Source organism: Oscillochloris sp. ZM17-4, assembly GCF_019599295.1.
GTDB lineage: Bacteria > Chloroflexota > Chloroflexia > Chloroflexales > Chloroflexaceae > Oscillochloris.
On record NZ_JAIEWN010000006.1, the window covers coordinates 71424 to 85497 of the forward strand.

Below are 14074 nucleotides of genomic sequence, written 5' to 3' on the forward strand. Positions count from 1 at the left end.
GCAGCACGCTGCGTCCCTACGGCGCGCGGATCGCCTGGATGGCGGCGATGATCTGCGGGTCCGCATCGGGGGGGTAGCGCCACCACTCCGCGTCGACGGTGCGGTCGGGGATGACGCCGCGGCCCTCGATCAGGGTGCCGTCGGGGAGCCGGTAGGCCACCACCGCCAGCAGGATGCGCGACCCGTCCTCGAAGTCGTAGGCGTAGAGGTTCTCGGTGTTGCCGGCGCTGGGCAGGCCGGCCACCTTGGCCCGGCCGAGCACCTGCATGCCGGCGGCGAACATCTCGGCGGCGCTGACCGTCTCGGGGCCGGTGAGCACGGCGATCGGCACGCCGCCCATGCCTGGGATCGTCCTGCCCGCGGGGATGCGCTGATCGTCGCTCTCGTTTCGCCCGCTGGTGCTGCCGATCGAGCCGCCGTCATGGAAGAGCGCGATCGTGTTGGCCATCAGGTGGACGTAGCCGCCCGAGTTGGAGCGCACATCGATCAGCAGCCCCTCCAGCGGGCCAGCGGCCAGCAGCCCCTCCACGGCCTCGCGCACGTGGGCGTCGACCGATTCGACATAGAAGCTGGGGATGGTGACGAGGCCGATCGTGCCGCCGTCGAGGCGCTGGGCGGTGACCCGGTTAAAGGCGTCGAGGTCGATCACCTCGCGGATGACGATGACGACGCGCTCGGCCTGGCCGGGCGAGATGATGCCGAGGCGCACGCCGGTGCCGGGCTGGCCGCGCACCTCGCCGATCGGGCCGCTGGGGCCGAAGGCCGCGCTGTCGAGGTAGGCGACCCCGTTGATCGAGGTGAGCAGATCGCGCGGCCTGATCCCGGCGCGCTCGGCCGGGCCGCCGGGCACCACGCTGCTGACCATGCCGCCCTCCTCCACATCGCGGATCTCGGCGCCGATGCCGCCGTAGCGCAGCTTGCCCGCGAACTCGGCCTGCTGCTCTGCCACCTCCTGGGGCGACTCGAAGCGCGAGTGGTCGTCGCCCAGGAGGTCGATCATCTGGCGCATGAGGCCGTAGAACGCGTCGGGCGTCGTGGCCGCCGCGACCAGCGGCGCGTACTCCTCGCGCGTCGCCTCCCAGTCCACCCCCCGGTAGTCCTCGTAGAGGTAGTTATCGCGCACCGTCTGCCAGATATCCTGGAAGATCCGCTCGCGCTCATCGGCGGCCAGGGGGGCCAGGGTGGGCGTCGGGTCGAGGGGGGCGATGGTGGGCGCGGGCGTGGGCGGGCGGGTGGGCCGCGCCGTCGAGGGCCGCGCGGCGGTGGACGTGGGCGCCTGGGCGAGCTCCGTGGGCGCGGCGACGGTGGGCACGGGGGGCATCGTGGGCACGGCGGCCGCCGTCGCGCTGGGCACAGGCATCGCCGTGTGCACGGCGACCGCGCGCGACGAGAGCCCGCAGGCCACGAGGGCGAGGGCGGCCAGGGCGAGGGCTGCGGCGCGTGTGAGGCGGTTCATAGTATAGGTATCATACCATGGGGGCTGGGTGTTGGGGGTTGGCAGGGCATGGGCAACGTCGCTGGCGGCTGAAGCCGCGTCGCGGGGGCCTGCGGCCGACCGCCCACCTTCGTGGGCGGATCCGGCGTCGGCCTGCGCCGACGCCCGGCGCAGCGCGCCATGCCGGCGCGACGTCAGTCGCCAGCCAGGGGGGCGCGCAGGACGTTGCACATGCCCTGATCATACCCCCTAATATACTATCGGCCTACGTTTGTACTGTGGTATAATGCGCGTCCTTTTCGGACAAGCGCTCTAACTTATAAATATCAGATGCAATGAAGCGTGATCTCGCTTCGCCTGGGCTGTGCGCTGGCGAAACTGGGCACCAGAGACACGCAGAGCGAGTGGTGCAACCGGCTGTCGATTGATCGGCAGCCGGTTTTTTTGCCCACTCGCCTGCTCCGGAGGTCAGTAGTATGAAATCCATTTCTTCCCTGTGCTACGCTCATGCACTCGTATTTCTCTCGGTTACGCTGATACTTGTCGCCGCCATGCCCACCCCCGCCTCCAAGGCGGCTGAGCTACCACCCGTAAGCTTGCCGATCTTCATCCAGACCAACGGCGCCAGCGCAGATATCGGCCTTGGGGACTGGTACAGCAGCGACCAGAACGGATTTGGCGGAGGGTACCACTACCTCGGCATAGAGATCCCATGCCGCTGGCCATCCACGCTCGATGTACACATCGACCTGTTCAGCCCGGAGATCAACACCTTCGCCCCGCCGCCTCGTATCGACGAGGTCGGGGGAGCCACGCTCAGCGATACCGTCTTCGAGCTCTATGATCAGCATACGCCATACGGCGGGCTGAGCACGCCTGGGCCAGGCGCCCCAGGCAGCCTCATCCAGCTCCCCTTTACCCCGGTGACAGGCCAGGCCGAGCAGTGGGTGCGCTTCTACACGCTGCCCGCCCCGGTGGCATGCGGCACCTATCTGCTGCGCGCCGAGACTCTCGGCGACGACCAGAACGGCTGGCGCCTGCGCGTCGGCCACGACAATGACAGCGACCCGAACAACGCCATGCCGGCGAACTACGACAACCCCGACGGCAGCGCCGGCACCGGCGATGAGCTCGCGATCAGCATCGAGCAGACGACCTACCAGCACAACGAGCTCGGCCAGGTTGAGTGCCTGCTGAACTACCAGTATGTGCGCCCCAATTTGCCCGATGTAAGCTTCCATAACTTCGACCTCGACAATAATGAGCGGGTCACCTACTACCCGCCAAGCGCGACGCTCGACCTCCAGGGGAATCCAGCGCCCGGGAGCATTGCGGGGACCGTATCGGGCTCCTCGGTCTGGAACGGCGGCACGCAGACGAGCCGCGGCACTGGCGACGTGGTGCTCAACCCCGAGCCCGGCTGGTGGCGACTGGTGACCTGCGTGAAGGACGACAACCAATTCAACCAGGAGGGGCAGACAGGCGTGCCGAGCTTCCTCGAGCCAGTGCCCGAGCCCGATATGGCGATCAGTAAAGATAACCAGCGCACCCTGGTGTCTGCCGGCGATGTGCTTACCTACACGATCCGCTTTAGCAACAACTCCCCCACCACAAAGCAGGTTCCGGGCGCCGCCTTCGACGTGATGATCACCGACACGCTTCCCCTGAGCCTCGGGTTTCTCAGCTGCCGGCTGATGACGCCGGGCCTGTCCGGGAGCTGCGCAAATAGCGGCCAGGATGTGACCTTCACCCTCGACGACCCGGTGTTCGCCGGCGCATCGGGCGAGGTGGAGGTCGTCGCCGAGGTGCAGCCGGGCGCGAGCGGTCAGGTGCTCAACGTGGCGACGATGGACTACACCGATCTCCTGGGGAACCCCCGCCCAACGGAGCGCGCCGAGGATCTTGACCTGATCCCCGCTGCGGCCCCCCTGCCCTCCATCGTAGTCGATAAGACTGCGAGCCTATCGCGGGATAACAATGGCGACGGGAAGGCCGACCCGGCTGACGAGATCGCGTACACGATCAGCATCACGAACACCGGACCGACGACGGCGACGGGCGTCCTGCTGCGCGACGCGCCAGACGCAAACACCACGCTGGTGATCGGCACCGTCGCCATCGACCCAGCGGGGGGGCTGGTGCTTCACGGGAATAGCCTGGGCGACCGCTATGTTGAGGCGCAGATCGGCATGATCGCGCCCGGCGACAGCGCCCAGGTCAGCTTCACCGCACGGGTCAACAACACGCTCCTGGCGGGCACAACCACGATCGCCAACCAGGCGGTCGTGCGCGGCGATAACGTGCCCGACACCCCAAGCGACGATCCGAGCACGCCCGAGCCGGATGACCCCACCGATGTTCCGGCGGGAGGATCGCCTGGGGGCGGCCCACCAACGGCGATCACGCTCACCGACTTTCGCGTCGTGACAGATAAGCACGCAGTGACGGTGCTCTGGTCCACCGGCAGCGAGATTCGCACGGTCGGCTTCGAGATCCTGCGCGCCGCCACAGCTGATCAGGCAGGCGCCGTGCGACTAGGGCCGATCATACCGGCCCAGGGGGTCGGCGGGGGCGGGGCGAGCTACCGCTACGCCGACAGCTCCGCATCGCCCGACGAGACGTATTACTACTGGCTGGTAGAGCGCGAGAGCGGCGGGGCAGCATCGCGCTACGGCCCGGTCGCGAGACCGGCAACGGCGGCGGATGCCGGGGGCTACCAGGTCTATCTGCCGCTCGCCATACGCTAATAAGATCACGGTTGAGTATGGTACTATTCCAGAACATATCACGTTCGTCTCCGTCCGCGCTGGGGTGATGAGGCCTGTCATACGGACTGATGAGTTGCGAAGGAGCAGAGATAATGAACATCGCGTTTTCGCGGGTGGCCCTGTTTGTCACCGGCCTCGCATTCATGCTCACCGCGCTGTTGATGGCGCTCGCCGGCCCTGTGGGAGCCGCTCCCAGCATGCTCGTCACAGAGACCGCGTCTGTTGAGCCTGCGACGCGCACCGCGACACCGATCATCGCCGCGACCAGCACCCCCATCCCGCCAACGGAGACCAGCCCTCCCTCCCCGCCAACCGCGACCAGCACCCCCGTCCCTAGCGGCGGCGGCGGCGGAAGCAACCCCACGAACACGCCTGTGCCGACCAGCACCCCGGAGGCGACGATGACGCCCGTCATACAGATCGCTGATCCGGCGATCACCAAGTCGGTGAGTGTTAGCGCCGCGCAGGTCGGCGACACCGTCGAATTCACCCTCACCGCGACAAACTTGGGCAACGCACCAGCGAGCAACGTGGTCGTTGAGGACACGCTGCCCAGCTTCCTCGCCCTCGATGGAGTCAGCGCCACCCGAGGCACCGTCACCGTAAGCGGGGCGACTATCCGGGTTGATATTGGCGACCTGGCCCCAGGCGAGGTTGTGACGGTCACGATCACCGCGCGGGTGGTGGCCTCAGCCGCCCCGCCAAACAATAGCAATGTCGCCACGATCATCTCCGACAGCGCCACGGACGACCCGGGCAACAACAGCAGCTCAGTCTCGCTGACCGTCGATGCGCCCCCGCCGGCGAGCCTGCCCAACACCGGCAACCCCGATGGCGGGGCATCCCTGCTCATGCTGCTGGCCCTCGGTGTCGGCCTCAACCCTCGCTCCTACTGATGGTTGACAATTCTTTTTGGGCGGTGTATACTTCCGGAAACCGTTTTACTATCGACCTATACGCTCAGTGAAGAGGCGCGCAGGTGTGCTGCGCACATGTCGTTTCGGGCTTTTATGGTGCCTTTCTATGAGGCACTCCATAAAAGTTCTTCGCGTTATGCCCGCCGTCTGCGCACGCGCCTGCCCACACAGAAACCCTTTACAGTTTTTGTGATAATTGGCGCAATCGAGCCCCAACTATCGGCCACAACTCATGCCAACAATCGACGACATCGCTCGGATCGCCCAGGTCTCGCCGGCCACCGTCTCGAAGGTGGTGAACAACCGGCCCTACGTGAGCGCAGAGACGCGGGCGCGGGTCGAGCGGGTGATCGCCGAGACGGGCTTCGTGCCGAGCCAGCGGGCGCGCGGGCTCAGCCGGAAGCGCTCGTCGATCCTGGGCCTGATCATCCCCTACACCTCCGACCAGCTCTTCCTCGACCCGCACCTGCTCGAGCTGATGCGCGGGATCGAGGCGGTGGCCAACGAGCACGACTACAACCTGCTGCTCTCGACGGCCCGCGAGGCGGTGGATGCGGCGAGCGCCTGTGTGCGGATGCTGCGCAGCGACATGATCGACGGCGCGATCATCGTCGAGACGAATGACGTGCAGCCCTTCGCCGCGGCCCTGGCCGCCGAGAGCTCGCCCTGGGTCGTGGTGGGCTACGCCCAGCAGAGCGCCACCCCCGCCGTCCACGCCGACGACTACGGCGGCGCGCTCCAGGCCACGCGCCACCTGCTCCGCCTGGGGCACCGGCGCATCGGCGTGATCAGCAGCGTCTGGCGGCCCTTCGCGATCGAGGAGCGCGAGCGCGGCATCCGCGACGCCCTGTCCGAGGCCGGGGTCGCCCTCGACCAGGATCTGATGGCCCTGGGCGACTTCTCGATCGAGAGCGGCGGCCACGCCGGGCGCGCCCTGCTTGAGGGCGGCTCGCCGCCGACCGCGATCTTCGCCCTGAACGACCGCATGGCCCTCGGCCTCATCCGCGCGGCCGCCGACCACGGCCTGCGCGTCCCCGACGACCTGTCCGTCGTCGGCTTCGACGATATCTCCCTGGCGACGCTGCTCACGCCGGCCCTGACCACCGTGAGCCAGCCCGGCTTCGCCCTCGGCACGGCCGCCGCCAGCGCCCTCTTTCAGCTGCTCGACGGCGCGCCCCTGGCGCCGCCCGCGGCGCTGCCCACCGACCTGATCGTCCGCGGCAGCACGGGCCAGCCGCGCGACCTATGAAGGAGGTGCGATGACATGTTCTGGGGCTGCGCCCCAAACCCTGCTTTTGTCAGGCTTGGGTGGCGAAGCCACCCAAGCCTGACAAAAAATACCGTGGGGCGGCGGAGCCGCCCCCACACCCCACCGCAAGGTGGTGTATCAACGGACAGATTTAGAAAGGAACAACGATGTACTGGAAGCGATCCCTGACGATCTTCAGCCTGCTGATGATCATCGCCACGATGCTGGCCGCCTGTGGCGCCTCGACCACCCCCCAGGGCGGCGCCGCCGCCCCGGCCGCCCCCGCCGCCACCACCGCCCCGGCCGCCCCCGCCGCCGCCACCGTCCGCTGGCGCACTCGCCCCGGCGACGCCGCCGAGCAGAAGGTCTACGAGGAGCTGAACACCCTCGCCAACGATCAGCTCAAGGACAAGGGCATCTCCGTCACCTACGACCCGGCCCCCAACAACGGTGACTACTTCACCAAGATCCAGACCGAGCTGGCCGCCGGCAACGCCCCCGACATCTTCTGGATCGGCGGCGCGAACCTGGCCGACTTCGTCAACACCGGCCAGATTCTCGACCTCAAGCCGCTGATGGACAAGGACAGCAGCTTCAAGATCGGCGACTTCTACGACAACGTGATCGGCGAGCTGACCCGCGACGGCAAGATCTACGGCCTGCCGCGCGACATCTCGACGATGGTGGTCTACTACAACGAGGATATGTTCAAGGCCGCCGGCCTGCAGACCCCCAAGGAGCTGGCTGCGGCGGGCAACTGGAACCTCGACACCCTGCTCGACACCGCCAAGAAGCTGACCGACCCGGCCAAGCAGCAGTACGGCCTCGGCTTCGGCAACTGGTGGGGCCCGGGCTGGGGCTACTTTGTCAACGTCGAGGGCGGCAGCCCGCTGACCCCGGACCGCAAGGGCTGCGGCCTGAACACGCCCGAGGCGATCGCCGGCGCGGCCTACGCGCAGAACCTGTACAACGAGAAGCTGCTGCCGGCCGGCGACGCCGACGGCGAGGCTCTGTTCAGCGCCGGCAACGTGGGCATGTACTTCAACGGCCGCTGGTTCGCCCCCGGCGTGCGCACCAACGCCAAGTTTAACTGGGACGTGGCCCCGATGCCGAAGGGCAAGGTCGAGAGCACATGGCTCTTCTGGGGCCCCTACCTGGTGAACGCCAAGACCGCCAACCCCGACGCGACCTGGGAGGTCCTCAAGGTGCTGACCAGCGCCGAGGCCACCGGCAAGGTCGCCGCCCTGGGCACCAACGTGCCTCCGCGCAAGGACGCCGCCGCCGTCAACGCCTTCCTCGGCGCCACCCCGCCGGCCAACAACCAGGCCTACCTGGACGGCATCTCCTACGCCGCCCTTGAGGCCCCGGTCTGGGACGGCAACTGGGGCGACTTCAGCGGCAAGGTGCAGAGCCTCTGGGACCAGATGATCGCCGGGCAGATCACCCCCGAGGAGTTCGGAAATCAGGCCTGCGAGCAGACGGCCGACACCTTCACGAAGTAAGGGTGTCCGTTGGGGCGCAGCCCCAAACCGGCATTGTGTGGACATGGGCGGCTGCGCCGCCCATGTCCACACAACAGATCATGGGGCGGCGTCGCCGCCCCAGCCCCGCCGGCAGGCGACAAGGGAGGCCTTGATGAGTAAACAGGCACAGGCAACGGTTGCCTCAGGCTCGGTGCGGAGCCGCCGCAGCAGCAAGCAGCTCCGCGAGACGCTCGACGCCTACAGCATGCTCCTGCCGACGATCATCGGCGTGGCGATCTTCTTCGCCATCCCGCTCGGCATCTCGCTCTATCTGAGCTTCACGAACGCGCGGCTCTTTGGCGACACGAAGATCATCGGGTTCGAGAACTATCTGAAGGCGCTCAGCGACGCCACCTTCTGGATCGCCCTGCGCAACACCTTCGTGTTCTCGCTGTTCACGCTCATCCTCTCCACCGTCCCGGCGCTGATCGTCGCCATCCTGCTCAACGAGAAGATTATCGGACGATCCTTCTTCCGCGTGCTCTTCTTCATCCCGGTGGTGGCCTCGGTGGTCGGCGTCAGCCTGCTCTGGCGCTACCTGCTCAACCTCGACTTCGGCTTCGTCAACTACGCGATCCATTTGCTCGGCTTCGAGCCCATCCCCTGGCTGACCCGCCCCGAGTGGGGGCTGGCCAGCGTGATCTTGATCTTCACCTGGAAGACGGTGGGCTACAACATGGTGATCTTCCTGGCCGGCCTGCAGGGCGTGCCGCGCCAGCTCTACGAGGCGGCCAGCCTGGACGGGGCCAGCCGCTGGCGGCAGTTCCTCAACATCACCCTGCCCATCCTCTCGCCGACCACCTTCTTCGTGCTGGTGACGACTCTGATCAACTGCCTGCAGATCTTCGACGTTCCGGTGGCCCTCGGCCTGACCCGCGGCAACACGGTCGGCCCGGCCGACTCGATGCTGACGGTGGTGCCCCTGCTCTACCGCGAGGCTTTCCTGAACACGCGCATGGGCTACGCCTCGGCCCTGGCCTGGATCTTGTTCCTGATCATTATGGCCATTAGCTTCGTGCAGTTCCGCGTCTCCGACCGCTGGGTGAACTACGAATAGGGGGTGCCATCATGGTCGGTCAAGTCTTGCAGCGGCCGTGGGAGAAGGCGCTGGCCTACCTGTTCCTGAGCTTCAGCGGCCTGATCATGGTCTTCCCGTTTATCTATATGGTCGCCTCATCGCTGAAGACCTCCTCTGAGGTGGTGCAGGTGCCGCCGCAGCTCTTCCCCTCGGTGCTCCAGCTCGGCAACTATATCGAGGTGGTGAACATCGTGCCGCTGGGCACCCAGCTGGTGAACACGGTGATCGTGACCGCGCTGGTGGTGCTGGGCTGGGTGATCACCTCGGTGCTGGCCGGCTACGCCTTCGCCCGCCTAGAATTCCCCGGCCGCGACCTGCTCTTCGGGGCCTACCTGGGCACGCTGATGGTGCCCTTCGCCGTGCTGATCGTGCCGATGTACCGGATCATGCTGCTCTTCGGCTGGGTCGACCAGCTCACCGCGCTGATCGTGCCCTGGCTCTTCACCGCCTACGGCACCTTCCTGCTACGCCAGTTCTTCATGAGCATCCCGAAGGACCTGGAGGAGGCCGCGCTGATGGACGGGGCCAGCCGCTGGGGCGTGCTCTTCCGCATCTTCCTGCCCCTGGCCCGCCCGGCCATGGCGACCCTGGCCACCTTCGGCTTCCTCTACGCATGGAACAGCTTCCTCTGGCCGCTGATCATCATCAGCAGCCCGAGCAAGAAGGTGATCACCCAGGGGCTGGTGGACCTCCAGGCGCTCTACGCCGTCCGCGTCGACCTGATCATGGCCGGCTCGACCCTAGCCATCCTGCCGACGCTGCTGATCTTCCTGCTGGCCCAGCGCTACTTTATCGAGGGAATCGCCACGGCGGGCCTGGCCGGGAGGTAGGGCGAATGCTGAATGCTGAATGTTGAATGTTGAATTGCTACAGCCTCTCCGCTGAGATCTGGCGGTTGTGGGAATATTTTCCCTAGCGCGGCACGGCACGCGGCGGCTATACTCGATAGCGGTTGGGGAGTAGCCGCTCGGCTTCGAGCGGGCCGTCGTCAGTTCGGGGAGACCCCGGCGGCCCGTCTGCGCATCTGCGCTTATGGCGAGACCACCATGGCATAGGTGTGCCTGGTGGCCTCTTTTTGTGTGCCACCGGCAGGAGTAGGGAGCAAACGTGTGGATGCGCTGACGATGGTGCTCTTTGTGATCGGCCTGGGCCTGCTGATCGGCGGGGCCGAGCTGCTGGTGCGCGGGGCCTCGCGCCTCGCTGGGGCGGCAGGGATCCCGCCGCTGGTGATCGGCCTGACGGTGGTGGCCTTCGGCACCAGCGCCCCCGAGTTCGCGGTGAGCGCCCAGTCGGCGCTCTCCGGCCAGGCCGACATCGCCGTGGGCAACGTGGTGGGCAGCAACATCTTCAACGTGCTGTTCATCCTGGGCGTCTCGGCGCTGATCGTGCCGCTGGTGGTGCAGCGCCAGCTGGTGCGCACCGATGTGCCGCTGATGATCGGGGCGGGCCTGCTGATGGCCCTGCTGGCCCTTGATGGGCGGGTGGGCCGGCTCGATGGCCTGATGATGTTCGGGCTGCTGCTGGCCTACATCGTCTTCCAGGTGCGCCAGGGGCTGCGTGAGGGCGCGGCCTCGGCCGAGGCGCCGGCGCAGCAGGAGGGCCGACCGACCGGGGGCGGCCAGCTGGCCATGAACCTGGGCCTGGTGGCTGGCGGCCTGGTGCTGCTGGTGGTCGGCTCGGGCTGGCTCGTGGACGGGGCTGTGGCCATGGCCCGCGCCCTCGGCCTGAGCGAGCTGATCATCGGGCTGACGATCATCGCCGCCGGCACCTCGCTGCCCGAGGTGGCCGCCTCGCTGGTGGCCGCCCTGCGCGGCGAGCGCGATATCGCCGTGGGCAATGTGGTGGGCAGCAACCTGTTCAACATCCTGGGCATCCTCGGGCTAACCGCCGTGATCGCTCCCGATGGCGTGACGGTTTCCCCGGCGGCTATGGCCTTCGACATCCCGGTGATGATCGCGGTGCTGCTGGCCTGTCTGCCGATCTTTTTCACCGGCTACCGCATCGCCCGCTGGGAGGGCGGCCTGTTCCTCGCCTACTATGCGGCCTACACGGCCTACCTGATGCTGTCAGCGGCCAACCACGACGCCCTGCCGGCTTTCAGCGCGGCCATGCAGCTGTTTGTCCTGCCGCTGACCGCGATCACCCTCGCCCTGCTCGGCGCGCGGGCATTTGTCCAGCGCCGAGCGCAGCGCGAAGCCATCTGAATCAGGGCAGGATCGTGATCTCGCCCTGCATGGCCTCGTGGCCGGGCACCGAGCAGTAGAAGCGGAAGGTGCCCGCCGTGCGTGCCGGGAAGATCATCACCGCGTCCACGCCGTCGGTGGCGGCGATCGACCGGTCGCCCGAGGGCAGCAGGATGACGAGGTTGTGGGCCAGCTTGCCCTTGTTGCTCAACGTCAGGAAGACCTGGTCGCCCACGTGGGCCTCGACCTTGTCGGGGGTGAACTGCATCTCGGTGGCCACGACGGTGATATGAGTCTCGGGCAGCGGCGCGCCGCAGCCGCTGAGGATGACCGTGAGGGTGAACAGAAGGGCGGGCAGTAGCCGACGCATGCGCTCTCCATACACAATGAGATAACGAGGGCCTTTGGGAATTCAGGTACAATGGGCTGTAAGGGCGCAGCAGCGCGGCGCTGCTGCGCCCCGACAAATCACATATCTCTAGTATACTCCACAAGCTGACGCCGGCTGATGATAAGGGAGAGGGATGCTCGCTTCAATCGTGCTGATCACGCTGGCCGCCGCGCCGCTCGGGCTGCTCGCCAGACGCGGGCCACGGCCCCTGGTGGGCTGGGGGCTGGCCCTGCTCCCGGCGGCCATCTTCGCCCTGCTGCTGTCCCAGCTCCCGGCGGTGGCGGGCGAGGCCCACATCACCCAGGCCATCCCCTGGGCGCCCGCGATGGGCGTGGAGCTGCGCTTTACGCTCGACGGCCTGAGCCTGCTCTTCGGCCTAGTGATCAGCGGCATTGGCGCGCTGATCTTCGGCTACGCTGGCCACTATATGCAGAGCGACCCCGGCCTGGGCCGGTTTTTCGTCTACCTGATCCTGTTCATGGGCGCGATGCTCGGCCTGGTGCTGGCCGGCAATGTGCTGACGATGTTCCTCTTCTGGGAGCTGACCTCGGTCACCTCCTACCTGCTGATCGGCTATAAGCACGACTACCCGGACGCCCGGCGCGGCGCGCAGCAGTCGCTGCTGATCACAGCGGGGGGCGGGCTGGCCCTGCTGGTGGGCCTGCTGCTGCTCGGCGAGGCGGCCCGGCGGGCGGGCGTCCCTCCGGGCGAGGCCTACACCTTCGAGGCGATCATCGGCGCGGGCGAGGCGATCAAGGCCGGGCCGCTCTACGCCCCGGCGATGATCCTGGTCTTCCTGGGCGCCTTCACCAAGTCGGCGCAGTTCCCCTTCCACTTCTGGCTGCCCGGCGCGATGCAGGCCCCCACGCCGGCGTCGGCCTTCCTGCACTCGGCCACCATGGTCAAGGCCGGGATCTACCTGCTGGCCCGCCTGGCCCCCGGCCTGGGCGGCACGCCGCTCTGGAGCGGCACGCTGGTGCTGGTGGGCGGCTTCACCTTCGCCTTCGGCGCGCTGGTGGCGACTCGTAAGCTTGACATAAAAGCTCTGCTGGCCTACACCACCCTGAGCATGCTCGGCGGGCTGGTGATGCTGATCGGCCTCGGCGGCAAGTACGCCGCCGAGGCCCTGGCGGTCAACATCCTGGCCCACGCGCTCTACAAGTCCGCGCTGTTCATGATCGCCGGGATCATCGACCACGAGACGGGCACGCGCGACCTGAACCGGCTGGGCGGGCTGCGCCGCTTTATGCCGGGCACGGCCGCCTTCACCGCCCTGGCCCTGCTCTCGCAGATGGGCATCCCGGTCTTCTTCGGCTTTGTGGGCAAGGAGATCATGATCGAGGCGGCCCTCCAGAGCCCGCTGGATGCGCCCTGGCGCTACGCGGCCCTGGCGGCGATCGTCGTCGGCGCGGTGGGCTACATCGTGGCCGCCTGGCGCCTGTTCAAGGGCGCCTTCCTGGGCCAGCCCTCGCCCGATGTGCTCCAGCACCATGTGTTCGACCCGCACCTGGGGATGCTGGCCGCCCCGGCGGTCCCGGCGGCGCTCTCGCTGCTGCTGCCGCTCGGCCTGCTGCCCCTCGTCTCGCAGCTGCTGGCCCCGGCCGCCTCGGCGGTCTACGGCAAGGAGCTGGAGCTGGAGCTGGCCCTCTGGCACGGGCTGAACGTGGCCCTGGGCGTGAGCGCGGCGGCCATCCTCGGCGGCGCCCTGCTGGCTCGCTTCGAGCGGCGGCTGGCCGCCCTGCCCTCGCCCCTGCCGGCCTGGGCCGACGGGGCCAGGCTGTTCGACCGGCTGACCGACGCCATGCTCGCCGGGGCGACGGCCTTCACCGCCGCCATCCAGGCCGGCCAGCTGCGCCGCTACATCCTGTACACCACCGCCGCCTTCCTCTGCGCCGTGGGCATCCCCCTGGCGATCTACGGCGCGGCCAGCGCCATCCCGATCACCCCCGACCCGCAGCTGCAGCCCTACGAGGTCTTCGCCGCCGCGCTCATCCCGGTGGCGATCGTGGCCACGATCAGAGCCCGCTCGCGGGTCGGCGCGATCATCGCCGTGGGCGTGGTGGGCGCGATGGTCTCGCTCTTCTTCATCCTCTTCAGCGCGCCGGACCTGGCCCTGACCCAGCTGCTGATCGAGGTGCTCTCTACGGTCTTCCTGCTGCTGGTCTTCTCGGTGCTGCCGGCCCGCTTCGAGATCCTCTCGTCGCCATGGGCGCGCGCGCGCGACGCGGCCATGGCCGCGCTGGTGGGCCTGCTGATGACCGGCCTGGTGCTGGCCACCGCCGGCAGCGACGCCTTCGGCTCGATCGCGCCCTACTTCCTGGAGAACAGCCTGGAGAAGGGCAAGGGCCACAATGTGGTGAATGTGATCCTGGTGGACTTCCGCGGCTTCGACACGCTGGGCGAGATCACGGTGCTGCTCACCGCGCTGCTCGGGATCTACGGCCTGCTGCGGATGCGGCGGGCTTCCCCTCCCCCCCCAGCCCCCTCTCCCAGCAGGGGAGAGGGGGGGCAGAAGGAGGGCGCATAGCTC

The 14074-nt window shown here is 67.7% G+C and carries 10 protein-coding genes; 8 read left to right on the top strand and 2 right to left on the bottom strand.

The window, feature by feature from the left end:
• Window positions 1-16 precede the first annotated feature (16 nt).
• Window positions 17-1456, bottom strand: a complete 1440-nt coding sequence (locus tag K2Z83_RS07190) for a S41 family peptidase (RefSeq protein ID WP_255603498.1) — start codon at window positions 1454-1456, stop codon at window positions 17-19.
• 455 nt (window positions 1457-1911) lie between these two features.
• On the opposite strand from K2Z83_RS07190, the gene K2Z83_RS07195 reads away from it, so the two are divergent.
• The 7 genes from K2Z83_RS07195 to K2Z83_RS07225 all read left to right on the top strand — a co-directional run bounded on the left by K2Z83_RS07195 (window position 1912) and on the right by K2Z83_RS07225 (window position 11174).
• Window positions 1912-4182, top strand: a complete 2271-nt coding sequence (locus K2Z83_RS07195) for a DUF11 domain-containing protein (protein ID WP_220594496.1) — start codon at window positions 1912-1914, stop codon at window positions 4180-4182.
• A 113-nt stretch (window positions 4183-4295) separates the two neighbouring features.
• A complete protein-coding gene (locus tag K2Z83_RS07200) occupies window positions 4296-5099 on the top strand; it encodes a DUF11 domain-containing protein (protein ID WP_220594497.1) in 804 nt (267 codons plus the stop codon).
• 253 nt (window positions 5100-5352) lie between these two features.
• The gene (locus tag K2Z83_RS07205) at window positions 5353-6369 is read left to right on the top strand and encodes a LacI family DNA-binding transcriptional regulator (RefSeq protein ID WP_220594498.1); all 1017 of its coding nucleotides are present in this window, start codon (window positions 5353-5355) and stop codon (window positions 6367-6369) included.
• A gap of 167 nt (window positions 6370-6536) precedes the next feature.
• Complete coding sequence (locus K2Z83_RS07210; protein ID WP_220594499.1) at window positions 6537-7871, top strand: sugar ABC transporter substrate-binding protein; 1335 nt, start codon at window positions 6537-6539, stop codon at window positions 7869-7871.
• A gap of 133 nt (window positions 7872-8004) precedes the next feature.
• Window positions 8005-8949 carry a carbohydrate ABC transporter permease gene (locus K2Z83_RS07215; protein ID WP_220594500.1) on the top strand — a complete coding sequence of 315 codons (945 nt, stop codon included), beginning with the start codon at window positions 8005-8007 and terminating at the stop codon, window positions 8947-8949.
• 11 nt (window positions 8950-8960) lie between these two features.
• On the top strand, window positions 8961-9800 hold the full coding sequence (locus tag K2Z83_RS07220) for a carbohydrate ABC transporter permease (protein WP_220594501.1): 840 nt from the start codon (window positions 8961-8963) through the stop codon (window positions 9798-9800).
• Between the two features lie 279 nt (window positions 9801-10079).
• The gene (locus tag K2Z83_RS07225; protein ID WP_220594502.1) at window positions 10080-11174 is read left to right on the top strand and encodes a calcium/sodium antiporter; all 1095 of its coding nucleotides are present in this window, start codon (window positions 10080-10082) and stop codon (window positions 11172-11174) included.
• Window position 11175: 1 nt separating this feature from the next.
• Here K2Z83_RS07225 and K2Z83_RS07230 read toward each other — a convergent pair whose 3' ends face one another.
• On the bottom strand, window positions 11176-11523 hold the full coding sequence (locus K2Z83_RS07230; protein WP_220594503.1) for a cupredoxin domain-containing protein: 348 nt from the start codon (window positions 11521-11523) through the stop codon (window positions 11176-11178).
• A 154-nt stretch (window positions 11524-11677) separates the two neighbouring features.
• Between K2Z83_RS07230 and mbhE the strand changes: the two genes are divergently transcribed.
• Window positions 11678-14071, top strand: coding sequence for a hydrogen gas-evolving membrane-bound hydrogenase subunit E (mbhE, locus tag K2Z83_RS07235; RefSeq protein WP_220594504.1), 2394 nt, complete (start codon window positions 11678-11680; stop codon window positions 14069-14071).
• Window positions 14072-14074 lie beyond the last annotated feature (3 nt).